This window comes from Janibacter sp. DB-40 (genome assembly GCF_029510815.1).
GTDB lineage: Bacteria > Actinomycetota > Actinomycetes > Actinomycetales > Dermatophilaceae > Janibacter.
Genome location: NZ_CP120360.1, coordinates 1,672,777 through 1,694,968 on the forward strand (window position 1 = coordinate 1,672,777; position 22,192 = coordinate 1,694,968).

21 protein-coding genes are annotated in these 22,192 nt (G+C 69.9%); 11 read left to right on the plus strand and 10 right to left on the minus strand.

Annotated elements, in window-relative coordinates; all coding sequences use genetic code 11:
* Positions 1-4 precede the first annotated feature (4 nt).
* The 3 genes from PVE36_RS07880 (at position 5) to PVE36_RS07890 (ending at position 2,213) form a co-directional block, all read left to right on the plus strand.
* Complete coding sequence (locus PVE36_RS07880) at positions 5-475, plus strand: OsmC family protein (RefSeq protein ID WP_277455725.1); 471 nt, start codon at positions 5-7, stop codon at positions 473-475.
* 7 nt (positions 476-482) lie between these two features.
* Positions 483-1,520 (plus strand): ArsO family NAD(P)H-dependent flavin-containing monooxygenase, encoded by a 1,038-nt coding sequence (locus tag PVE36_RS07885; RefSeq protein ID WP_277455726.1) that lies wholly within the window; start codon positions 483-485, stop codon positions 1,518-1,520.
* 72 nt (positions 1,521-1,592) lie between these two features.
* The gene (locus PVE36_RS07890) at positions 1,593-2,213 is read left to right on the plus strand and encodes an L-threonylcarbamoyladenylate synthase (protein ID WP_277455727.1); all 621 of its coding nucleotides are present in this window, start codon (positions 1,593-1,595) and stop codon (positions 2,211-2,213) included.
* A gap of 1 nt (position 2,214) precedes the next feature.
* Here PVE36_RS07890 and PVE36_RS07895 read toward each other — a convergent pair whose 3' ends face one another.
* From PVE36_RS07895 to PVE36_RS07905, 3 genes are all read right to left on the minus strand, one after another.
* Positions 2,215-3,411, minus strand: a complete 1,197-nt coding sequence (locus PVE36_RS07895) for a glycine C-acetyltransferase (RefSeq protein WP_277455728.1) — start codon at positions 3,409-3,411, stop codon at positions 2,215-2,217.
* A gap of 1 nt (position 3,412) precedes the next feature.
* Complete coding sequence (tdh, locus tag PVE36_RS07900; RefSeq protein WP_277451407.1) at positions 3,413-4,453, minus strand: L-threonine 3-dehydrogenase; 1,041 nt, start codon at positions 4,451-4,453, stop codon at positions 3,413-3,415.
* 89 nt (positions 4,454-4,542) lie between these two features.
* Positions 4,543-5,670 carry a methyltransferase domain-containing protein gene (locus tag PVE36_RS07905; RefSeq protein ID WP_277451408.1) on the minus strand — a complete coding sequence of 376 codons (1,128 nt, stop codon included), beginning with the start codon at positions 5,668-5,670 and terminating at the stop codon, positions 4,543-4,545.
* Between the two features lie 108 nt (positions 5,671-5,778).
* Between PVE36_RS07905 and PVE36_RS07910 the strand changes: the two genes are divergently transcribed.
* Positions 5,779-7,023 (plus strand): mechanosensitive ion channel, encoded by a 1,245-nt coding sequence (locus tag PVE36_RS07910; protein WP_277451410.1) that lies wholly within the window; start codon positions 5,779-5,781, stop codon positions 7,021-7,023.
* Positions 7,024-7,091: 68 nt separating this feature from the next.
* On the opposite strand, the gene PVE36_RS07915 is transcribed toward PVE36_RS07910, so the two are convergent.
* The 4 genes from PVE36_RS07915 to PVE36_RS07930 all read right to left on the minus strand — a co-directional run bounded on the left by PVE36_RS07915 (position 7,092) and on the right by PVE36_RS07930 (position 14,208).
* Positions 7,092-8,723: an AMP-binding protein gene (locus tag PVE36_RS07915; RefSeq protein ID WP_277451412.1), complete on the minus strand. Its 1,632-nt coding sequence runs from the start codon at positions 8,721-8,723 to the stop codon at positions 7,092-7,094.
* A 146-nt stretch (positions 8,724-8,869) separates the two neighbouring features.
* Positions 8,870-10,894, minus strand: a complete 2,025-nt coding sequence (betT, locus tag PVE36_RS07920; protein ID WP_277451413.1) for a choline BCCT transporter BetT — start codon at positions 10,892-10,894, stop codon at positions 8,870-8,872.
* Positions 10,891-12,651, minus strand: coding sequence for a choline dehydrogenase (gene betA, locus PVE36_RS07925; RefSeq protein ID WP_277451414.1), 1,761 nt, complete (start codon positions 12,649-12,651; stop codon positions 10,891-10,893). The genes betT and betA overlap by 4 nt, the downstream gene beginning before the upstream one ends.
* A gap of 63 nt (positions 12,652-12,714) precedes the next feature.
* Complete coding sequence (locus PVE36_RS07930; RefSeq protein WP_277451415.1) at positions 12,715-14,208, minus strand: aldehyde dehydrogenase family protein; 1,494 nt, start codon at positions 14,206-14,208, stop codon at positions 12,715-12,717.
* 88 nt (positions 14,209-14,296) lie between these two features.
* Here PVE36_RS07930 and PVE36_RS07935 point away from each other — a divergent pair, with 88 nt between their 5' ends.
* From PVE36_RS07935 to PVE36_RS07950, 4 genes are read left to right on the plus strand one after another with little or no spacing between them, the layout of a single operon-like run.
* On the plus strand, positions 14,297-14,911 hold the full coding sequence (locus PVE36_RS07935) for a TetR/AcrR family transcriptional regulator (protein ID WP_277451417.1): 615 nt from the start codon (positions 14,297-14,299) through the stop codon (positions 14,909-14,911).
* A gap of 24 nt (positions 14,912-14,935) precedes the next feature.
* Entirely contained in the window at positions 14,936-17,311 is a 2,376-nt protein-coding gene (locus PVE36_RS07940; RefSeq protein WP_277451418.1) for an excinuclease ABC subunit UvrA, read from the plus strand.
* A complete protein-coding gene (locus tag PVE36_RS07945) occupies positions 17,308-18,294 on the plus strand; it encodes a bile acid:sodium symporter family protein (protein WP_277451420.1) in 987 nt (328 codons plus the stop codon). Before PVE36_RS07940 ends, PVE36_RS07945 begins: the two co-directional genes overlap by 4 nt.
* 54 nt (positions 18,295-18,348) lie before the next feature.
* The gene (locus PVE36_RS07950; RefSeq protein WP_277451421.1) at positions 18,349-18,678 is read left to right on the plus strand and encodes a VOC family protein; all 330 of its coding nucleotides are present in this window, start codon (positions 18,349-18,351) and stop codon (positions 18,676-18,678) included.
* Positions 18,679-18,696: 18 nt separating this feature from the next.
* On the opposite strand, the gene PVE36_RS07955 is transcribed toward PVE36_RS07950, so the two are convergent.
* Positions 18,697-19,131: an SRPBCC family protein gene (locus tag PVE36_RS07955; protein ID WP_277451423.1), complete on the minus strand. Its 435-nt coding sequence runs from the start codon at positions 19,129-19,131 to the stop codon at positions 18,697-18,699.
* A 96-nt stretch (positions 19,132-19,227) separates the two neighbouring features.
* On the opposite strand from PVE36_RS07955, the gene PVE36_RS07960 reads away from it, so the two are divergent.
* Complete coding sequence (locus PVE36_RS07960) at positions 19,228-19,464, plus strand: hypothetical protein (RefSeq protein ID WP_277451425.1); 237 nt, start codon at positions 19,228-19,230, stop codon at positions 19,462-19,464.
* Positions 19,465-19,523: 59 nt separating this feature from the next.
* On the opposite strand, the gene PVE36_RS07965 is transcribed toward PVE36_RS07960, so the two are convergent.
* Both PVE36_RS07965 and PVE36_RS07970 read right to left on the minus strand, forming a co-directional pair.
* On the minus strand, positions 19,524-19,763 hold the full coding sequence (locus PVE36_RS07965; protein WP_277451427.1) for a hypothetical protein: 240 nt from the start codon (positions 19,761-19,763) through the stop codon (positions 19,524-19,526).
* 108 nt (positions 19,764-19,871) lie between these two features.
* Positions 19,872-20,291, minus strand: coding sequence for a ChaB family protein (locus PVE36_RS07970; RefSeq protein WP_277451428.1), 420 nt, complete (start codon positions 20,289-20,291; stop codon positions 19,872-19,874).
* 102 nt (positions 20,292-20,393) lie between these two features.
* Between PVE36_RS07970 and PVE36_RS07975 the strand changes: the two genes are divergently transcribed.
* Both PVE36_RS07975 and PVE36_RS07980 read left to right on the plus strand, forming a co-directional pair.
* The gene (locus tag PVE36_RS07975; RefSeq protein WP_277451430.1) at positions 20,394-21,230 is read left to right on the plus strand and encodes a DUF72 domain-containing protein; all 837 of its coding nucleotides are present in this window, start codon (positions 20,394-20,396) and stop codon (positions 21,228-21,230) included.
* Between the two features lie 48 nt (positions 21,231-21,278).
* A complete protein-coding gene (locus tag PVE36_RS07980) occupies positions 21,279-22,187 on the plus strand; it encodes a 2-dehydropantoate 2-reductase (protein WP_277451431.1) in 909 nt (302 codons plus the stop codon).
* Positions 22,188-22,192: the final 5 nt, after the last annotated feature.

Sequence of the window (22,192 nt, forward strand, 5' to 3'; positions counted from 1 at the left end):
GGCCATGGCTGCTGACGAGACGCCCGAGAACGAGTCGACCGGTGGTACCGGTCCCGGTCACCGCAGCGTGGAGCTGACGCGGGAGTCGCTGGGGCGCTACGAGATCCGCAATGCCCGTGGGGGCACGATCACCATCGGCGACGGCAGCACCGACGACTTCACCCCGGTCGAGCTCCTCCTGGCCGCGCTCGCGGGGTGCAGCTCCGTCGACGTCGACCACATCACCTCCCGCCGGGCGGAGCCGGAGAGCTTCGTCGTCGCCGCCGAGGGGGAGAAGACCTCGACGCCGGAGGCCGGGAACCACCTGACGGACCTCCGGGTCACCTTCCGTCTCGGCTTCCCCGAGGGTGACGCCGGTGACGCGGCCCGCGCGGCCTTCCCCCGCTCCGTCGCCCAGTCCCGGGACCGGCTGTGCTCCGTCTCCCGCACGGTCCAGCTGGGCATGCCGGTGACCATGACCGCAGAGGATTCGTAGGCGGAGGATGCGCACCGACGTCGACATCGCGGTCATCGGCGGTGGGCAGGCGGGGCTGGCGTGCGGGTACCACCTGCGACGAGCCGGTCTGGACCACGTCATCCTCGACGAGCAGGAGTCCTCCGGCGGTGCCTGGCGGGCCGCATGGCCCTCGCTGAGACTCTTCTCCTCGACGGCGCACTCCTCGCTGCCCGGCTGGCCGATGCCGCCGCACCCCGAGACCTTCCCGCCGGTCGCCCACGCACTGGACTACCTCGCCGAGTACGAGCGACGCTACGACCTGCCCGTCGAGCGTCCCGTGCGTGTCACGGACGTGCGGTCGCTCGACGAGCGCCTCGCGGTGGTGACCGACCGTGGGGTCCTGCGCGCGCGGTACGTCATCAACGCCACCGGCACCTGGGCCACCCCCTTCGTCCCGAGAGTGGATGGGGCGCTGGACTTCCGGGGCCGGCAGCTGCACAGCGCGTGGTACCGCGGCCCGACGTCCTTCGCAGGGCAACGCGTCGCGGTCGTCGGCGGGGGCAACTCCGGGGTGCAGATCACCTCGGACCTCGTCGACCACGCGCGGGAGCTCTCGCTCGTCTCCGCCCGACGACTGCGCTTCCTGCCCGACGACGTCGACGGCCGGCACCTCTTCGCCCAAGCCACCGCCAGCCTGGGGGAGGGCGACGCGGAGGCCGAGTTCGTCGGCAACATCGTCGCCCTGCCGCAGGTGCGGGAGGCGCGGGCGAAGGGGGCGTTGCGCCTGCGTGCGATGTTCGACCGGATGACGCCGCAGGGTGCCGTCATCGGTCGGGAGCACCTCGACCTGGACGCCGTGATCTGGTGCACCGGCTTCCGGCCGGCGCTGCGCCACCTCCGCTCCCTGGGGCTGCGCACCGCCACGGGCATCCCGGACGTGGTGGACAACCGCTCGGTCAAGGACCCGCGGGTGTGCTTCGTGGGGTACGGCGACTGGACCGGCCCGGCCTCCGCCACGCTCATCGGCGTGGGGCGGACGGCCAAGGCCCTCGTCGCCACCGTGGCGGCCGAGCTGTCGGACTGACCCGCTGCACCGTGGGTGCATGAATCCGCGATGACCATGTCTTTTGTCCGTCGGCGATCCTAGGGTTGGCGCATGGCCACTTTTGTCGAAGTTCACCCGGACGATCCGCAACCGCACAGGGTCGGGAAGGTGGTCGAGCGTCTGCGCGAGGGCGCGCTCGTCGCCTTTCCCACCGATTCCGGCTATGCCCTGGGCGGACGCCTCGACGACCAGGAGATCAAGGACCGCATCCGCGACATCCGCAAGCTCGACGACAAGCACCACTACACGCTGCTGTGCGCGGACTTCGCGCAGCTGGGCCAGCTCGTCCACATCGACAACTCGGTCTTCCGGGCGGTCAAGGCGGCCACCCCCGGGCCGTACACCTTCATCCTCCCGGCGACGAAGGAGGTGCCCCGCCGCCTGCTCCACCAGAAGAAGAAGACGGTGGGGGTGCGCATCCCCAGCCACCCGCTGTCCCAGGCGCTCCTCGACGGCCTCGGCGACCCGATGCTCATCTCCACCCTGCTCCTGCCGGGCGAGGAGAAGACCCCGACTTTCGGCTGGGACGTCAAGGAGGCCCTCGACCACCAGGTCGACATCGTCATCGACGCCGGTGAGGTGACCACCGAGCCGACCACCGTCGTCGACCTCTCCGGGGACGGCGCCGAGATCGCCCGCCGCGGGGCGGGCGACCCGACCCCCTTCGAGTGAGTCAGCCGGCCCCGCCGAGCACCTGCTCGCGGGCCGCGACGAAGGCAGCGACGCAGGTGCGCACGTCCTCCTCGCTGTGCGCCGCCGAGAGCTGGACCCGGATGCGGGCCGCGCCCTTGGGTACGACCGGGTAGGAGAAGGCGATGACGTACACGCCGTGCTCGAGCATGACCTCCGCGACCTGCCCCGCCTGCCGGGCGCCGTCCTCGCCGGGGAACATGACCGGCGTGATCGGGTGCTCCCCCGGGAGCAGGTCGAAACCGGCCTCGGTCATCAGCTCCCGGAAGAGCGCGGTGTTGCGCCGCAGGGCCGCGCGGGCCTCCGTGGAGCTCCGGGCGATCTCGATGGCCTTGAGCGAGCCGGCGGCCACCACGGGGGCGACAGCGTTGGAGAAGAGGTAGGGCCGGGAGCGCTGGCGAAGCAGGGCGACCACCTCCGCCGGTCCGGAGACGTACCCGCCGCTGGCGCCGCCGAGGGCCTTGCCCAGGGTGCCGGTGAGCAGGTCCACGCGGTCCATCACGCCACACGCCTCCGGGGTGCCCCGACCGCCGTCGCCGACGAACCCGACGGCGTGCGAGTCGTCGACGAGCACCATCGCGCCGTACTCGTCCGCGAGGTCGCAGATCTGCTCCAGCGGCGCGAGGTAGCCGTCCATGGAGAAGACCCCGTCGGTGACGATGACGGTGCGGCGCGCCCCCTTCGCCGCCTCCAGCTGGGCCCGCAGGTCGTCCATGTCGGCGTTGGCGTAGCGGTAGCGGGCCGCCTTGCTCAGCCGGATCCCGTCGATGAGCGAGGCGTGGTTGAGGGCATCGGAGATGATCGCGTCCTCCTCGCCGAAGAGCACTTCGAAGACGCCACCGTTGGCGTCGAAGCAGCTGGAGTAGAGGATCGTGTCCTCGGTCCCGAGGAAGTCCGAGAGCGCTGCCTCCAGTCGCGTGTGCAGCTCCTGCGTGCCGCAGATGAAGCGCACGCTCGCCATGCCGAAGCCCCACTCCTGCAGCGACTGCGTCGCCGCGGCGAGCACATCGGGGTGGTCGGCGAGGCCGAGGTAGTTGTTGGCGCAGAAGTTCAGCGCCCGCGTCTTGGTGGTGGTGATGTGCGCCTGCTGCGGGCTGGTCAGCTCACGCTCGTCCTTCCACAGCCCGTCGTCGCGGATCTGCTGCAGGGTCGCGGTCAGCTCGTCCTTGAATCCGTACATCTCAGCTCCAGTCCATGATGACCTTGCCGCACTCTCCCGAGGCGGCGGTGGCGAACGCGTCCTCCCACTGCTGTGCGGGGAAGCGGTGGGTGATGACCGACGAGACCGTCTCCCGCAGGGCGGGGGAGGTGGAGAGCATCGCGCTCATCGTGTACCAGGTGTCGTACATCTCGCGGCCGTAGATCCCCTTGATCGTGACCATGTGGGTGATGACCTTCGACCAGTCGATCGGGTAGGGGTCCTTCGGCAGGCCGAGCATGGCGATGCGGCCCCCGTGGTTGAGGTTGTCGAGCATGTCGGCCACGGCCGGGGGAGCGCCCGACATCTCCAGCCCGACGTCGAAGCCCTCCTTCATGCCCAGCTCACGCATGGCCTCGGCGAGGTTCGAGGAGGCGGCGTTGACGAGGAGGTCGGCTCCCGCCCCCTTCGCCAGCGTCAGGCGGTGGTCGGACAGGTCGGTGACCGCGATGTACCGGGCGCCCACGTGCCGGGCGATGGCAGCAGCCATGACGCCGATCGGTCCGGCACCGGTGATGACGACGTCCTCGCCGGCCAGCGGGAAGGACAGCGTGGTGTGCACGGCGTTGCCGAGCGGGTCGAAGATCGCCCCGAGGTCCGGATCGATGTCGTCGGTGTGCACCCAGGCGTTGGAGGCCGGGACGACGACGTAGTCGGCGAAGGCGCCGTCGCGGTTGACGCCGATCCCGACCGTGTTGATGCACAGGTGGCGCCGGCCGGCGCGGCAGTTGCGGCACGAGCCGCACACGAGGTGGCCCTCCCCGGAGACCCGGTCACCGACGGCGACACCGGTCACCGTCGCCCCGACCTCGACGACCTCGCCGTAGAACTCGTGACCGATGACCTGCGGGGTCGTCGGCACGGCACCGGCCGCCCACTCGTCCCAGCCGTGCAGGTGGAGGTCGGTCCCGCACAGGCCGGCGCGCAGGACGCGGATCTTCACCTCGTCCGGGCCGGGGGTGGGTTCGGGGACGTCGACCAGCTCGAGGCCGGGGCCGGGTCGGGGTTTGACCAGTGCTCGCATTGTTCTCCTGTCGTGGAACGGGGGTGACCGTCGTCACGACACTAGCGAGCGCCGTCCTGGGGTGCGACGACGAGGGTCCCACGGTGCGGTCACCGTCGCGACAGCAGCACCATGACCTCGTGGTGGCGGGTCTGGGGGAACATGTCGAACAGCCGGGCCCGCTCGACGCGGTACCCCGGCAGCTCGGCGAGGTCACGGGCCAGGCTCGTGGCGTTGCAGCTGGAGTAGATGACGTGCGCCGGTGCCGCCGCCTCGAGAGCGGCACACAACCGTCCCCCGATACCCCGACGCGGTGGGTTGACGACGACCAGCTCCGCGCCGACGTCCTCGAGGGCACCGGCATCACCGACGCGGAATTCGGCGGGCACCCCCAGGTCGGCAGCCGCGGCACGGGCACTCGCCACGGCGTCGGGCGCGACCTCGACCCCCTCGACGCGGCGCGAGCCCGCCCCCTTCGCCATGGCGGCGTTGAGCGCGAAGCCGCCGACGCCGCAGTACAGATCGAGGACGCATGCCGGGTCGGTCTCGGCCACCCAGTCGCGGGCCTGGCGGTAGAGGCCGGCCGCGACGACGCTGTTGGTCTGGAAGAAGCTGCGCGGACGCAGCCGGAAGGTGATGTCGTCCAGCCGCATCGGCAACGAGTCGTGCTCGGTGAGCACGATCTCCTCCTCGCCCTCGAGGACGGCCTTGTGCTCGGGCTGGATGTTGGCGGAGACCACGCGCAGCCCCGGGGCCGCGGCCCGCAGGGACGCCAGTCCCCGCCGGATGCGCGGCAGCTGCCCGGGGGAGCGCAGCACGAAGCGCGCCATCAGCTCCCCGTCCGGGCTGGTCGTGACGAGCAGGTGCTTCAGCTCACCGGATCGGACCGTCACGTCGAAGGGCACCAGCCCCAGCTCGGCCACGGCCGCGGTCAGGTCCGGCAGCGCCTGCGCGAGGGCGGGTTCGTAGAGCCCGCAGTCGCGCAGGTCCACGCCACGGAACTGCCCATCGAGGATGCCGAAGGTCGGGCCCTGCCGGCTGCCGCCCACGGCCAGCTTGGCCTTGTTGCGGAAGCCCGACTCCGGCCCGACGAAGGGGGTCTGCCACACCTCGGGTGACGCGAATGCACCCAGCCTCTCCACGAGCTCGTCGGCGAGATCGCGCACCTGTTCGTCGTAGGGCACGCCCATCAGGGCGCACGAACCGCACGAGCCGCGGTCGAAGTGGGGACACTGCACGGTCCCAGAGGCTACCGGCGGGTTGTGACAGGGCACCGCTCATCCGACACAAGGGGCCTCTGGACGGCTACGGTCGAAAGGTCCAGCCCGCGTCATAAGGAGCTCATCATGGATTTCCTCAAGGACACTGATTGGGGGTCACTGCTCGGCACGGTCCTCGCAGCGATCGCCATCCTGGTGGTCACGTGGATCGTCGCGCTGGTCGTGAAGAAGCTGTTCACCAAGCTCGCGACCAAGGTGCCCGCCCTGCAGAAGGCCGGCGCCGACGGCAGCAGCATCGGCGCGACCCTCGGTTCGATCGGTTCCCTCCTGGTCTGGATGTTCGGCCTCGTGGCCCTGCTCCAGCTCCTCGGCCTGAGCGCTGCGCTCGCGCCGATCCAGTCGCTGCTCGACGGTGTCCTCGGCTTCCTGCCGAACCTCATCGGCGCGATCGTCGTCTTCGTCGTCGGCGCGCTCCTGGCGAAGGTCGTGCGCCAGCTCGTCGAGACGGCGCTGGGCGCGGTCCCGTTCGAGAAGTGGTTCAGCACGGCGGAGTCCAAGGCCAGCAGCATCCCCGGCAGCCCGACCGCACGCCCTGAGGGCGCCACCCCGCCCCCGCCGAACGCCCGGCCCGCGGAGGACGGCGTCGGCGACTCCATCCCGAAGGTCGTCGGCATCGTCCTGTACGCGCTGATCATGATCGTCGTGGCGATCGCCGCCCTGCAGATCCTGGGCATCAGGTCCATCTCGCAGCCGGCGGAGCAGATGCTGCAGACGATCTTCGACGCGATCCCGAACATCATCGCGGCCGGCATCATGCTCGCCCTGGGCGTGTTCATCGCCCGCTTCGCCGGGGACCTGCTCCGGCAGCTCCTCGACGGCCTCGGCGTCGACCGTCAGCTGGCGTCCGTGGACGTCCTGCCCGAGGGCACCCGGGTCGTCCCGACCATCGCCAAGATCGTCCAGATCGCCATCGTGCTGTTCTTCGCCGTCATGGCGGCCCAGCTGTTGAACTTCCCGCAGATCACGAACTTCCTCAGCGAGGTCATCGAGCTCGGCGGCAGGGTCATCTTCGGTGCGGCGATCATCGCTGCCGGGTTCTTCATCGCCAACCTGCTGGCGAGGATGCTCTCCGGCGTCGGCGCGTCGATCGTCAAGTACGCCACGATCGTGCTCTTCGTCGCCATGGGCCTGAAGTACATGGGCATCGCCGACTCGATCATCGAGCTCGGCTTCGGCGCCCTCGTCGTCGGCGGCGCCGCGGCCGCGGCGCTGGCCTTCGGGCTGGGTGGTCGCGACCAGGCCGCCCGCCAGCTCGAGCGGCTCTCGGCCAAGGCCGAGGCGCGCTCGCACGAGGACCGTCACCAGCTGTGACCAACCACCGCAGCTGACGAAGGGGGCGGGCGCCGGGACAACCGGCACCCGCCCCCTTCGTCCTGCACCTATCCCCGGCCGAGGATCTCGTTCGCACGCTCGCGCATCTCGACCTTGCGGACCTTGCCCGTGACGGTCATCGGGAACTGGTCGGTGACGTGCACGTACCGCGGGATCTTGTAGTGGGCGAGCTTGCCGGTCGCGAACTCCCGCACCTCCTCGGCGGTGAGCGACTCGGTCCCGGGGGAGAGGACCACCCACGCCATGAGCTCCTCGCCGTACGTGTCGTCGGGGACCCCGACGACCTGCACGTCGGCGATCGCCGGGTGGGTGTAGAGGAACTCCTCGACCTCGCGCGGGTAGATGTTCTCCCCGCCGCGGATGACGAGGTCCTTGATCCGACCGACGATGGTGACGTAGCCGTGCTCGTCCATGGTCGCCACGTCGCCCGTGTGCATCCATCGGGCCGCGTCGACGGCCTCCGCGGTCTTGTCCGGCTGCTCCCAGTAGCCGAGCATGACGCTGTAGCCGCGCGTGCACAGCTCACCGGCCTCTCCGCGGGGGAGTGGGACACCGGTCACCGGGTCGACGATCTTGGTCTCGATGTGCGGCATCGAGCGGCCGACGGTCTCGGTGCGTCGGGTCAGGTCGTCGTCCATCCGGGTCATCGTCGAGACCGGGGAGGTCTCGGTCATGCCGTAGCTGATGGCGACCTCGGACATGTTCATCTCCGCGACGACACGCTTCATGACCTCCACGGGGCACGTGGACCCGGCCATGATCCCGGTGCGCAGGCTGCTCAGGTCGTGGTCGGCGAAGTCGGGAAGGTCCAGCTCGGCGATGAACATCGTCGGGACGCCGTAGAGCGAGGTGCACTGCTCCCGGGCGACGGCCTCGAGGGTGGCGACCGGGTCGAAGGAGGGGGCCGGGATGACCATGCAGGCGCCGTGGGAGGTGGCTGCGAGGTTGCCCATGACCATGCCGAAGCAGTGGTAGAAGGGCACCGGGATGCAGATGCGGTCCTGCTCCGTGTAGCCGATCATCTCGCCGACGAAGTACCCGTTGTTCAGGATGTTGTGATGGCTCAGGGTCGCGCCCTTGGGGAAGCCCGTCGTGCCGGAGGTGTACTGGATGTTGATCGGGTCGTCGGGGCCCAGGCCCCTGCCGCGCTCGGCCAGCTCCTCGTCGGTGACCCGGCTGCCGGCGGCCACCAGGTCGTCCCAGGACGACTCACCGATGTACACCACGTCGGTCAGGGACGGCAGGTCCGGGCGTACCTCCTCGACCATCGACCGGTAGTCGGAGGTCTTGTGCGTGGTGGCGCTGACGAGCATCCGCATGCCCGACTGCTTGGCCACGTAGGTCAGCTCGTGCGAGCGGTACGCCGGGTTGACGTTGACCAGGATGGCCCCGACGCGGGCGGTGGCGTACTGCAGCAGCGTCCACTCGGGGCAGTTGGGCGACCAGATGCCGACGCGGTCACCGGCGGCGATCCCCGAGGCCATCAGACCCTTGGCGAGCGCGTCGGTGTCGGCGAGCAGCTGGTCGTAGGTCCAGCGACGACCGCTCGGGACGTCGACGAGCGCCTCCCGGGCGCCGTGGGTGGCCGTGGTGCGCTCGAGGTTGGCCCCGATGGTGTCGCCGAGCAGTGGCTCGTCGGAGATCCCCGAGGTGTACGAGGGCTGGGCGGGTTCGGTCACTTCAACTCCTCCGTGTTCGCGTCCGTGCGATGCGCCCCACCCTGCCACCCGCCGTGCGGCTCCGGGGTCGCCCACACCGCGCCCGATCCGACGAGGGGCCGGGCCGTGACCACGTCGGTCACGGCCCGGCCCCTCGGGTGGGTACGTCAGACCTGCTCGGTCAGCGTCCCAGCGACGGTCCAGCGCTCGAAGTGGTCCAGCACGTCGTGGCAGATCTCCTCGCCGCTGTAGGTGAAGACGTCGTACCCCCCGCCACTGGGGAGGGCGACCTCGAGCCGCGTGGTGCGGTCGTCGGCCTCGAGCATGCGGGCCCCGTAGCTGGGTGCGGGCACCCGGCGGGCACGCGCGGACCAGACGAAGGGGGTGGCTCCCTCGCCGATGACCAGCTGGGCCGAGCCCGGCGTGTCCGGCGTCCCGTCGGTCACGGCGACGTGGGCGACGTGGCCCTCGGCCTCCATGGCCGTGGCGACCTCGTTCAGCGCCGGGACCACCACCGTCGCGAGTCGCTCGTTGGCCCGCTTGAGGGAGACGGTGCCGAAGCTGTGCGACAACCGCTGGCGCCAGGAGGTCCGGTGGCTGGTCTCCTGACCGGCCAGGTGCGTGGTCAGCGACAACCGGGCTGCGTCGAACTGGGCCCGCTCGGCCTCGAGCGCCTTGTGCAGGCCGACCATGACCAGGATCATCACGACCGCGAACGGCAGCCCCATGATGATCGTCGCATACTGCAGCGCGACGATCCCGCCGACGACGAGCATCGCGATGGTCAGGACGCCGGTCGCGACCGCCCAGACGATGCGCAACCACGGCCGGGCGTCCGTTTCGCTGTCGGGCAGGTCGGACGTCAGGTTCGCCATCACGAGCGCCCCGGAGTCGGCCGACGTCACGTAGAAGAGCAGTCCGACGAAGGTGGCCAGACCCACGAGGAAGAAGGCACCCGGGTACTGCTGCAGGAGGGTGTAGAAGCCCTCCTCGGGCTGGTTCATCGCGAGGTCGCCGAAGGCGGCGTCCCCGTCGGCGATCTGCTTGACGGCGGAGTTGCCGAAGATCGAGACCCACATGACGATGTAGCTGAAGGGGATCGTCAGGGTGCCGAGCATGAACTGCCCGATCGTGCGGCCCTTGGAGATGCGCGCGAGGAACATCCCGACGAAGGATGCCCAGGCGACCCACCACGCCCAGAAGAAGAGGGTCCACAGGTTCATCCACTCGGCCGGGTGGTCGAAGGCCATCGTGTCCAGGGTCATGCCGGGGAACATCGAGACGAAGTCCCCGACGTTCATCGTGATGGCCCGCAGGAGGAAGGTCGTGTTGCCGGTCACGAGGACCCACAGCGCGAGCAGGATGGCCAGCACGACGTTGAGCTGGCTGAGGATGCGGATGCCGCGGTCGACGCCCGTGGTGGCGGAGACCGTCGCGACGGCGACCGCGAGCACGACGAGGCCCACCTGCGCGGGGATGCCCTGCGGGACGTCAAACAGGACGCCGAGGCCGACGTTGAGCATGACGACACCGATGCCCAGCGAGGTGGCGACACCGAAGATGGTGCCGAGCACGGTGGCGATGTCGACGGTGTCGCCGATCGGTCCACGGATGCGCTTGCCGAAGATCGGGAACAGCGCGGAGCGCACGGCCAGGGGCAGCTTCTTGCGGTGCGCGAAGTAGCCCAGGGCGACGCCCATGAGTGCGTACATGCCCCAGCCGGTGATGCCGTAGTGGAAGAGGGTCCACACGGTCGCCTCGCGTGCGGCCTCGACCGTGCCGCCCTCGCCCTGCGGGGGAGCGAGGAACTGGCTGGCGGGTTCGGCGACGGCGAAGAACATCACGTCGGTGCCGATGCCGGCGGCGAAGAGCATCGAGGCCCAGGCGAAGGTGGAGAACTCCGGGCGGTCGTCCTCGTCGCCCAGGCGGACGCGGGCGTACCGGACGCCGACGTAGATGACGAAGACGAGGACGACCGTGGCCAGGGCGATGTAGAACCACCCGAACCAGTCACCGATCCGGGTGACGAGGGTCCCGAGGGTGCTCTCGGCGGAACCGGGGGCGATGAGCGCCCAGAGGGCGATCAGGCCGATGATCGCCCCGGAGACCGCGAGGACGGTCGTCTTGAGGCGGGGAGTGGTCGGTCGGTCCGCACTCAGCTCGGAATCGATCGAGGTGTCGGTCGTGCTCACTGGTCATCGCCCTTCGTCGATGCGGCCTGCATGGCGTCCAGAGCGCTCGGCAGGTGATCCCGGGCGTTCCACGCGTGGTTGCGCGGGTCGCCCTCCGGGTAGAGCGGCATCCCCTCGTTCGCGCGGTAGACCGGCGGGTGCTCGGCGGCCAGGGGGGTGTTCCCGGCGATGAGGTCGGCGGCCTTCTCCGCGACCATCATCACCGGCGCGTAGATGTTGCCGTTGGTGATCGTCGGGAAGACGGAGGCATCGACGACGCGCAGTCCCTCCGTGCCGTGCACCTTCATCGTCGTGGGGTCGACCACGGCCATCTCGTCGGTCCCCATCTTGGCGCTGCACGAGGGGTGGAGGGCCGTCTCGGCGTCCTGCGCGACCCAGTCGATGATCTCCTGGTCGGTCTCGACACCCGGGCCGGGGGAGATCTCGCCCCCGTCGAAGGGGGCGAAGGCCGGCTGGTCGAGGATGTGCCGAGCGGCGCGCACGACCTCGACCCACTCCCGGCGGTCGCGCTCGGTCGAGAGGTAGTTGAACAGGATGCTCGGCTTGGCGGACGGGTCGTCGTTCTTGATCCGCACGTGGCCGCGCACGTCGGAGTTCATCGGGCCGATGTGCACCTGGTACCCGTGCTTCCCGCCCGCGGCGGTGCCGTCGTAGCGCACGGCGATCGGGAGGAAGTGGAACATCAGGTTCGGGTACGCGACGTCGTCGTTGGTGCGGATGAAGCCGCCGCCCTCGAAGTGGTTCGAGGCGCCGACCCCGCGGTTGAGGAAGAGCCACTCGGCACCGATGTACGGCGCCTTCCACTTCTTCAGCCACGGCGCGATGGAGACCGGCTGCAGGCTCTCGTGCTGCAGGTAGACCTCGAGGTGGTCCTGGAGGTTCTCGCCGACTCCGGGCAGGTCGATGTGCGGCGTGACACCCGCGGCCCGCAGGGTCTCCGGGTCACCGACGCCGGAGAGCTGCAGCAGCTGGGGGGTGTTGAAGGCGCCGCCGCAGAGGATGACCTCGCCGGCGTCCACGGAGTGGTGGCGCTTGCCGGCGCGCACGAAGTCGACGCCGGTGACGCGGTTGCCCTGCCAGCGCAACCCCGTGACGGTGGCGAGGGTGGTGATGTCGAGGTTCTTGCGGTCGCGGATGGGACGCAGGTAGGCGCGGGAGGCCGACATCCGGCTGCCCTTGGACACATTGCGGTCGAAGGGGGCGAAGCCCTCCTGGCGGTACCCGTTGACATCGTCCGTGCGTGCGAAGCCGGCCTGCTCCGTCGCCTCGAAGAAGGCCTGGAAGAGCGGGCTGGAGGCGGGGCCGCGCTCGAGGGTGAGCGGGCCGGCCCCACCACGCCAGGCGTCGGCGCCGGCGGTCGTGGTCTCCATGCGCTTGAAGTAGGGCAGGCAGTGGGCGTAGTCCCAGTGGTCCATGCCGTCGAAGGTGGCCCACTTGTCGAAGTCACCCGCGTTGCCGCGCTGGAAGATCATGCCGTTGATGCTCGAGCTGCCACCGAGGACCTTGCCGCGGGCGTGCTTGACGCGGCGGCCGCCCATGTGCGGCTCGGGGTCGCTCTCGTAGGCCCAGTCGTACAGCGGGTTGCCCGCGGGGAACATCAGTGCGGCCGGCATGTGGATCAGCGGGTCGGCGATGAAGTCCGCCCGTCCGGCCTCGAGCACGAGCACGCTCGTGCCGTCGTCCGAGCTGAGTCGGTTGGCCAGGGCGGAGCCGGCCGATCCTCCTCCGACGATGACGTAGTCATAGCGCTGTTTCATGGGGTCCTTCCGTCGTGCGTGTGGCGAACGCGGTGGCGTGTGATCAGTGCTTCTCGGGCCCGGTCAGGCCTGCTCGTTGCCGAACCACCCGGTGGTGGCCGGTCGGGTGTTGTGCCAGATGTGCTTGCTCTCCTGGTACTCGTGCAGGCCGGCCAGGCCGAGCTCACGGCCGATGCCGGACTGCTTCATGCCGCCCCACTCGGCGGCCGGGACGTAGGGGTGGAAGTCGTTGATCCAGATCGTCCCGTGGCGCAGGCGGCGCGAGACCCGCTCGGCTCGGCCGGCGTTCTCCGTCCACACCGCGCCGGCGAGACCGTAGATCGTGTCGTTGGCCAGGGAGACGGCGGCCTCCTCGCGGGCCTCGGGGGAGTCACCGGTGAAGGTCTCCACCGTGAGCACGGGGCCGAAGGACTCGTCCTGCACGCAGGACATGTCGGCGGTGCACTCGTCGAGGATCGTCGGGGGGTAGTAGCTCCCGGCCGCGAGGTCACCGCCGGGGCGCTCGCCGCCGCAGCGCAGGACCGCACCCTCGGCCACGGCCGCCTCGACGTAGGCCTCGACCTTGCGGCGGTGGTCCTCGCTGATGAGCGGGCCGGTCTCGGCGTCCTCGTCGAAGGGTACACCCATCCGGATGGTCCGCGCCCGACGCACGAGCTCGTCGACGACCCGGTCGTGCACGGAGTCCTCGACGATGAGGCGCGACCCGGCCGAGCAGACCTGGCCCGAGTCGAGGAAGATCGCCGTGAGGGCGTTGTCGATCGCCGCGTCCATGTCCGCGTCGGCGAAGATGATGTTCGGGTTCTTGCCGCCCAGCTCGAGGGCGATGTTCTTCACCGTGCCGGCTGCCGCAGCCATGATCGTGCGGCCGGTCTCGAGTCCACCGGTGAAGGAGACGAGGTCGACCTCGGGGGCGCTGGTCATCGTCGCGCCGACGGTCGACCCCGGGCCCAGCACGAGGTTGGCGACGCCGTCGGGCAGGCCCTCCTCGACGAGCGTGCGCACGAGCCAGATGGCGGTCTGCGGGGTGAGCTCGCTGGGCTTGAGGACGAAGGTGTTGCCCGCGGCCAGTGCGGGCGCGACCTTCCACGCCGTCTGCAGCAGCGGGAAGTTCCACGGCGTGATCATCGAGCACACGCCGACGGGCTCGTGGACGACCCGCGAGGAGACGTCCGGGGTGCCGGGGTCGACGACGCGGCCGGCCTCGGCCTGCGCCAGCGCGGCGAAGTGGCGGAAGACCGCGACGATGTCCTGCATGTCCATGCGCGACTCGACGAGGCGCTTGCCGGTGTCCTGGGACTCCATGCGGGCGACGTCGTCGAGCTCGCGCTCCAGACGGTCGGCGAGGCGGTGCAGCAGCGCGGCCCGCTCTGGGGCCGGGGTGTTCGGCCACGGGCCGTTGTCGAAGGCCGACCGTGCGGCGCGGACGGCGTCCTGGGCGTCGGCCACGCCCCCTTCGTCCACGGTCACGACCACGGATCCGTCCGCGGGGCAGGTGATGTCTCGGGTCTCACCGGAGGCGGCGGTGCGCCATTCACCGGCGATGTGCAGCGTCGTCATGGGACTCCTTGGGTCGACTCGGGAACTCGTCGACAGTAACGCACGTTTCACAGGTAATCGAAACGCGCGTTACGGTTAGGTTGTGACCATGACCACCCACGTCCGCAAGCGGCCGGCCCGGGAACGTCTGCTCGCCGCCGCGGACGAGCTGATGTTCGTCGACGGTGTCGTGCTGACGCCGGTCGACGTGATCCTCAGGCGGGCGCGGGCGTCGGCGGCGACGCTGTACTCGAACTTCGGCAACAAGGACGGCCTGATCGCCGCGGCCCTCGAGCGTCGGCTCGCGGACTGGACGCAGGCCTGGGACGCAGCCATCGCGGCGGCCGACTCGCCGACCGGTCGTCTCTTCGCGATCTTCCCGGCCCTGCGCAGCTACCAGCGGGAGCGGCTCGAGGAGCGCTGGTGCGCCTTCAGCGGCACGGCGGCGGCGATGGATCGGCCCCCCGAGGCGGTGGCCGAGATGCTCGAGGCGGAGGACGAACTCCTGCACGCCCGGCTGCGCGCATTCGCGGAGGAGGTCGCCGGTGAGGAGCGGGCACAGGACCTGGCCGACCAGGTGGCCGTCGCGTACCTCGGGACGCTCACCGGGATGCTGCGGGGGGACCAGGAGACCGCCATCGCGCGCGGTGAGCTCGTCGCCCGGACACTCGTCGCCTCGGTGGTGGGGGAGGGGAGCCCCGATCTGCTTGGATCGGAGGAGTAGACCCGCCCACGTCCCGGAGTGCCGATGACCACCACCGCCGACAGCCACGACCTCATCCGCGTCCAGGGCGCGCGGGAGAACAACCTCAAGGACATCAGCGTCGACCTCCCGAAGCGTCGGCTGACCGTCTTCACCGGAGTGTCCGGGTCGGGCAAGAGCTCCCTCGTCTTCGGCACCATCGCGGCCGAGTCGCGGCGCCTCATCGACGAGACGTACAGCGCCTTCCTGCAGGGCTTCATGCCCTCGCTCGCCCGGCCCGAGGTCGACCACCTCGAGGGACTGACCACGGCGATCATCGTCGACCAGGAACGCATGGGCGCCAACCCGCGCTCGACCGTGGGTACCGCGACGGACGCCAACGCGATGTTGCGCATCCTCTACTCGCGCCTCGGTGAGCCGCACGTCGGGCCGCCGACGGCCTTCTCCTTCAACGTCCCCACCCGCAGGGCGAGCGGGATGATGTCGACGGAGAAGTCCGGCGGGCGCGTGGAGAAGAAGGCCGTCAAGCAGGCCGTCTACCTCGGTGGCATGTGCCCGCGTTGCGAGGGCATGGGCCAGGTGAGCGACATCGACCTCACCGCCCTCTACGACGAGACCAAGTCGCTGCGCGAGGGTGCGCTCACGGTCCCCGGCTACTCGATGGACGGCTGGTACGGGCGCCTCTTCGAGGGCATGGGCCTGCCGATGGACAAGCCCATCGCGGCGTTCACCAAGAAGCAGCTGGAGACCATGCTGTGGTCCGAGCCGACGAAGATCAAGGTCGAGGGCGTCAACCTCACCTTCGAGGGGATCATCCCGAAGATCCAGAAGTCGATGCTCTCCAAGGACCCCGAGGCGATGCAGACGCACGTGCGCCGTTTCGTCGAGCGGGCGGTGACCTTCCAGACGTGCCCGGAGTGCGAGGGGACCCGGCTGACCCCCGAGGCGCGGTCGTCGACGATCAACGGCAAGAGCATCGCCGACCTGTGCCGGATGCAGATCAACGACCTGGCCGGGTGGGTGCGCGATCTCGACGAGCCGGGCTTCGAGCCGCTGCTGAAGGGTCTGCGCCACCTGCTCGACTCCTTCACCGAGATCGGTCTGGGCTATCTCTCCCTCGATCGTCCCGCGGGGACGCTGTCCGGGGGAGAGGCGCAGCGGACCAAGATGATCCGCCACCTCGGCTCCTCGCTGACCGATGTCACCTACGTCTTCGACGAGCCGACCATCGGGCTGCACCCGCACGACATCGACCGGATGAACGACCTGCTCCTGCGCCTGCGGGACAAGGGCAACACCGTCCTCGTCGTCGAGCACAAGCCGGAGACGATCGCCATCGCCGACCACGCCGTCGACCTCGGTCCGCTGGCCGGGGCGAAGGGGGGAGAGGTGGTCTTCGAGGGGACGGTCGAGGAGCTGCGCTCCTGCGACACGCTCACCGGTCGCCACCTCGAGGACCGGGCGCGGCTGAAGGAGTCGGTGCGCGAGTCCACCGGAGCGCTCGAGATCCGTGGTGCCGACACCCACAACCTGCAGGACGTCGACGTCGACATCCCGCTCGGCGTCCTCGTCGCCGTCACCGGTGTCGCGGGCTCGGGCAAGAGCTCGCTCGTGCACGGTTCACTCGACCACCGCGACGACATCGTCATCGTCGACCAGGCCGCGATCAAGGGCTCGCGTCGCAGCAACCCCGCGACCTGGACCGGGCTCCTGGAGCCGGTGCGCAAGGCCTTCGCCAAGGCCAACGGCGTCAAGCCCGCGCTCTTCAGCTCCAACTCGGAGGGAGCCTGCCCCACGTGCAACGGGGCCGGCGTGATCCTCACCGAGCTCGGCGTCATGGCCACGGTGGAGTCGCCGTGCGAGGACTGCGAGGGACGACGCTTCCAGGACGCGGTCCTGGAGTTCGAGCTGGCCGGGAAGAACATCGCCGACGTGCTCGAGATGTCGATGGACGAGGCGACGGCCTTCTTCGCCAAGGACGGCCCGGCGAGCCTGCCCGCCGCCCACAGGATCCTCACCCGCCTCGTCGACGTGGGCCTGGGCTACCTGACGCTCGGACAGCCGCTCACCGCGCTCTCCGGCGGTGAGCGTCAGCGCCTCAAGCTCGCCGTGCAGATGGGGGAGAAGGGGGGCGTGTACGTCCTCGACGAGCCGACCACCGGCCTGCACCTCGCCGACGTGGAGAACCTCCTCGGTCTGCTCGACCGGCTTGTCGACTCCGGCAAGTCCGTCGTCGTCATCGAGCACCACCAGGCGGTCATGGCCCACGCGGACTGGATCATCGACCTGGGGCCGGGCGCCGGCCACGAGGGCGGTCGGGTCGTGTTCGAGGGCACGCCGCGCCAGCTGGTCGAGGACCGCTCGACGCTCACCGCGGAGCACCTGGCCAACTACATCTCCGGCTCGGTGGCCACGTCGTGAGGAGCACCACCACGGACGAGACCGGGTCCCCGGTCACCGGCAGTGCGCCGACAGCAGTCGAGGACCGCAGCGCTCGCCGCGCGGTGACGATCTTCCCGATCCTGGTGCTGCTGGCCGGGGCGCTCGGGTGGGCGCTGCCGGGCCCGATCTCGAGCCAGGCCGGGCTGATCACCCCGCTGCTAGGGGTGATCATGTTCGGGATGGGACTGACCCTGACGTTGCCGGACTTCCGCCTCGTCCTGATGCGCCCCCTGCCGGTGGCGCTCGGTGTCGTCGCCCAGTACGCGGTGATGCCGCTCGTCGGTTGGGGGGTCGCCCGGGCGCTCGGGCTCTCCGACGAGCTCACGGCCGGCGTGATCCTCGTCGGCTGCGTCCCCGGAGGCACCGCGAGCAATGTCGTCGCCTACCTGGCTCGTGCCGACACCGCCCTGTCCGTGACGATGACCTCGGTCTCGACCCTGCTGGCTCCCGTCATGACGCCGTTGCTCACGCTGTGGCTCGTGGGAGAGCGGTTGCCCGTGGACGGGCGCGGCATGGCGATCACGATCCTGCAGATCGTCCTCGTGCCGGTGGTCCTCGGTCTCATCGTGCGAACGGCACTGCCGCACCTGGTCAGACGCGTCCTGCCAGCCCTGCCGTGGCTCTCGGTCGCCGTCATCTGCGGCGTGGTCGCGATCGTGGTCTCCCTGTCCGCGGACCAGCTCGTCGAAGCGGGCCTGGTCGTCGCGCTCGCGGTGTTGCTGCACAACGCGATCGGGATCGGCATCGGCTACGCCTTCGGGCGGGCCACAGGTCAGGGCGAGCTGACCGCTCGCACGATGGCCATCGAGGTCGGCATGCAGAACTCGGGTCTGGCCTCCGGGCTCGCGGCCACCTTCTTCACCCCGGTGGCCGCTCTCCCGGGCGCGGTCTTCTCGGTCTGGCACAACCTCTCCGGCGCACTCGTCGCCGGGTGGTTCCGTACCCGCGGGCGACCGGACTGACCTGTTCAACAACGGATGCCGGCCGGCAGGGGAGTGGCGCAGTAGCGTCGTGGCATGCTCAGGCTCGGCGCGATCGTCCTCAATGTGTCAGACACCCGGTTGGGGGCTGCCTTCTGGGGCGAGGCATTGGGGTACCGACGGGACGCGAACCCGGACTTCCTGGTCCCGCCCGGCAGCTCCGGGCCCCGGGTCCATCTGGACTCGGACGACCGCACCCACCTCGACCTGTGGACCGATAGCGCCGAGGAGCAGCAGGCCGAGGTCGCTCGCCTGATCACGCTCGGTGCCCGTCGCGTCGAGTGGGAGTACCCAGAGAACGCCGATTTCGTCGTCCTCGCCGACCCAGACGGCAACCTCTTCTGCGTCATCGACACCTCGGCCTGAGCCGCCGGCGCAGCCGCGTCAGGAGGCGACCAGGACTGCCAGACGGTCCAGGTCCTTGGTCATCGCCGACCTCATCGCCCTGACCATCATCGGGGCAGCCACCTTGGAGAAGCCCCGCGGCTCGCCCTGGTTGCGAAGCGTCATCAGGGTTCCACCGTCCGCGGGCTCCCACGTGTAGGTGGTCTCCATCGGGAACGGACCGTCCGCGGTGCGCATGACCATTCGCCGACCGGGCTCGAGCTTCACGATCTCGTAGATGTAGGCGAGCCGACGGCCGAGGAACTGCGCCTGGAAGTCCATCCGGGACCCCACTCGTGCCGGGGGAGTGGTCCGCCACCTCACGGCGTGGATGTTGGCATACCACTCGGGCGCCCGGGCGGGGTCGCCGGCCACGGCGGCCACGTCCTCGACCGCAGCCCGGATGTGGGCACTGACCTCGACATCAACTCTCATGCGCTGATTCTGCCCCGTCGGGACACGCATCCCGGGTCAGTGGGGAGACACGGCCTGATGGACCGGGTAGTTTTGGGACGGAAGGGTGTGATCCAGATGACATTCGAGATCCGTGACCTCGACGACGGCGTCCAGAGTCGCCTGTCGGAACTCGCGAGCAGGCACGGCCGCACGATGGAGGCCGAGGCAGCCGAGATCCTCACGGCGGCGACGCGCGGCGAGCTCCGCGACGGCTCGTCCGTGATGGGGCTCTACACCTCGGCGCGGCGCATCGTCTCCAAGGAGGCACTGGCCCCGCCGACGCAGGTCGACTTCACGCCCGACGGATTCTGACCCCACCGGGACTGCACGATCCGGTCTCGGGTGCCGGCTCATGACCCCGAGGATACTTGTCAGGTAAACCTCTTGATCCGCGCCAGCATTGGCACGCTGGGGAACCGCGCATCGTCGACGAACCCGAGCAACATCTTGAGATAGGCGGGCTCTTCCTTCTCCGTCAGCAGCTCCTCGATCATGTCCAACTGCGTGTTGGAGGGATAGGTCGAATCCTGCACGTGCGCCATCAGGGACTTGAGAAGCTCGACTCGTACGTCGAAGCCCTGTGAGTCCTGGTCGGTGCTGCTCCTGGCCATGTCAGCCTCTCTCCGTTTCGCCGATAATCCACATTATGTCAATACTGCGTGGTCCAACCCCACTCGCAGAGTCTCCCCTGAATCGTCGCGTCTGTCTCCCCTGCGGACTCAGTCATCGCGTGATTCGGCGGTTTCCTTCCGGTTCTCCTTCTGGATCGCCTCGACCAACTCGTCCTTGTCCATGTCGGACCGGCCCTCGATGTCGAGCCTCTGGGCGATGTCGTACAGGTGTTCCTTCGTGGCGTTCGCATCGACGCCCTCGGCGGTCTCCCTGTCGGTGTCGCGCCCGCCGGCGGCCTGTGCGTCCGAGGGGCCTGTGTGGTCCTTGGGCTCCCAGTGGTCACCGACCTTCTCGTGGGTGCGCTTCAGGGTCGCGTAGGCCGTCTGGTGCGCGCGCTGCCCGTCGCCGTACTCCTCGACCGCCGCGTCATGGGCCTTGGCGAACGTCTCCTGGGCCTTCTCGTCGGACCGCTGGATGGTGCTGGGCAGCTCGTCCTCGATGACCTTGCCGTTCTTCGTCATGGGCATGGCTACTCTCCCTTCGTCGGGTACGCACTCCTCCCCTACCCGTGACAGGAGCTTCTACGCACCCCCTCCGGCACGGCCTGGGAAGGCGGTAGCGTCGCCACGGTGGCGCGCTACTACATCGGCACTTCCGGGTGGCGCTATGCGGGCTGGCGCGGGGACTTCTACCCCGTAGGTCTCCCCCAGCGCCGTGAGCTCGCCCACGCCGCCGAGCAGCTCCCTTCGCTGGAGATCAACGGCTCGTTCTACTCGCTGCAGCGACCCACCTCCTACGCCAGGTGGCGGGAGGAGACCCCTGATGACTTCTGCTTCGCGGTCAAGGGTGGCCGCTTCATCACGCACATGAAGCGGTTGCGGGACGTCGAGTCGCCGCTGGCCAATTTCGTCGCCTCCGGGGTGCTCGCGCTGGGCGAGAAGCTCGGCCCGATCCTGTGGCAGCTGCCCGAGCGACTGGCCTTCGACGAGGCGCTGCTGACCACCTTCTTCGACCTCCTCCCGCGCACCATCGGCCAGACGGTCGACCTCGCGGCGCGCCACGACGACAAGCTGCGGGAGGACCGGGTTCTCGGCCGGCCCGCCCCGCACGTCCCGATCGACCAGCCGGTCCGCCACGCGCTCGAGCCGAGGCACCCGAGCTTCGACTGCCCCGAGGCCCGCGAGCTGATGCGTCGCCATGGCATCTGCATGGTCGTCGCGGACAGCGCCGGTCGCTGGCCACGGATGGGCGACTCGACCGCCGACTTCCACTACGTGCGCCTGCACGGCGACACGGAGCTGTACACCAGCGGCTACTCCTCCGAGGCCCTCGATACCTGGGCGGACCGGTGCCGCACGTGGGCGGCGGAGGGAGCCGACGTCCACGTCTACTTCGACAACGACGCCAAGGGCCACGCCCCGCACGACGCCGTGGCCCTGCTGGAGCGGTTGCGTGCGTCGCCCTGAGCGGAACGGTCCGCCACCGGCCCCGTCGAGGTGGCCTACCTTGTCGGTGTGACCGAGACGCAGATCAGGACCGTGGCCGTCGTGGGCGCGGGCGCCATGGGAGCCATGTACGCCGCGCACTTCGTCGAAGGGGGCATGGAGACCGCGCTCGTGGCGTCGGGTGACCGCGCCGCCCGGCTCCGTGGCGCCCCGACCACGGTCAACGGTGAGCCACTGCGCGCACGCGTGGTCGAGCCGGGAGTGGACGACTTCCACGCCGACCTCGTCCTCGTCGCGGTGAAGCACCACGACCTGGCCGCCGCGCTCGACGACATCGCCCCCGTCGTCGGACCGGGGACGACCTTCGTCTCCGTGCTCAACGGCCTCGACAGCGAGGTGACGATCGCCGAGCGCTTCGGCAGCGACGGGGTCGTGCTGTGCATCGCCCTCGGTATGGCCGCCGGACGAGAGGGGTCCGAAGTCACCTACCTCTCCCCCGGCCACCTCGTGATCGGGACGTCACCCGGGCTGGCCGCCACCGAGCGGGTGCACGCGGTGGGTGCCGCCCTCGACGCTGCTGGTCTCGAGTGGCAGACCCCCGCGGACATGCGCCACGAGATGTGGTGGAAGTTCATGGTCAACACCGCCATCAACCAGGCCTCGGCGGTCCTGCGCAGGCCGTACGCGGCATTCACCGACGAGGGACCGGCCCGCTCCCTCATGCTCGCCCTGGCCCACGAGGTCGTCGCGCTCTCCCGGGCGGAGGGAGTGCACCTCGGCGACGCCGACCTGACCCGGTGGGACAGCGTCCTGCGGGGCCTTCCCGGTGACGGGCTGACGTCGATGCTGCAGGACGTGGTGGCCGGTCGTCCCACCGAAGTCGCCCTCTTCGCGGACCGGGTGACCGCGCTCGGCCAGGAGCACGGCATCCCGACCCCGTACAACCAGATGGTCTCCTGGATTCTCGCCGCCCGCTGAGCGCA

Coding starts and splice junctions, on each gene's coding strand:
- PVE36_RS07955 (WP_277451423.1), bottom strand. CDS start 19,131: ATGAGAGTTGATGTCGAGGTCAGTGCCCACATCCGGGCTGCGGTCGAG.
- PVE36_RS07965 (WP_277451427.1), bottom strand. CDS start 19,763: ATGGCCAGGAGCAGCACCGACCAGGACTCACAGGGCTTCGACGTACGA.
- PVE36_RS07910 (WP_277451410.1), top strand. CDS start 5,779: ATGGATTTCCTCAAGGACACTGATTGGGGGTCACTGCTCGGCACGGTC.
- PVE36_RS07880 (WP_277455725.1), top strand. CDS start 5: ATGGCTGCTGACGAGACGCCCGAGAACGAGTCGACCGGTGGTACCGGT.
- betA (WP_277451414.1), bottom strand. CDS start 12,651: ATGAAACAGCGCTATGACTACGTCATCGTCGGAGGAGGATCGGCCGGC.
- PVE36_RS07895 (WP_277455728.1), bottom strand. CDS start 3,411: ATGTACGGATTCAAGGACGAGCTGACCGCGACCCTGCAGCAGATCCGC.
- PVE36_RS07940 (WP_277451418.1), top strand. CDS start 14,936: ATGACCACCACCGCCGACAGCCACGACCTCATCCGCGTCCAGGGCGCG.
- PVE36_RS07890 (WP_277455727.1), top strand. CDS start 1,593: ATGGCCACTTTTGTCGAAGTTCACCCGGACGATCCGCAACCGCACAGG.
- tdh (WP_277451407.1), bottom strand. CDS start 4,453: ATGCGAGCACTGGTCAAACCCCGACCCGGCCCCGGCCTCGAGCTGGTC.
- PVE36_RS07970 (WP_277451428.1), bottom strand. CDS start 20,291: ATGCCCATGACGAAGAACGGCAAGGTCATCGAGGACGAGCTGCCCAGC.
- PVE36_RS07935 (WP_277451417.1), top strand. CDS start 14,297: ATGACCACCCACGTCCGCAAGCGGCCGGCCCGGGAACGTCTGCTCGCC.
- PVE36_RS07950 (WP_277451421.1), top strand. CDS start 18,349: ATGCTCAGGCTCGGCGCGATCGTCCTCAATGTGTCAGACACCCGGTTG.
- PVE36_RS07960 (WP_277451425.1), top strand. CDS start 19,228: ATGACATTCGAGATCCGTGACCTCGACGACGGCGTCCAGAGTCGCCTG.
- PVE36_RS07930 (WP_277451415.1), bottom strand. CDS start 14,208: ATGACGACGCTGCACATCGCCGGTGAATGGCGCACCGCCGCCTCCGGT.
- PVE36_RS07885 (WP_277455726.1), top strand. CDS start 483: ATGCGCACCGACGTCGACATCGCGGTCATCGGCGGTGGGCAGGCGGGG.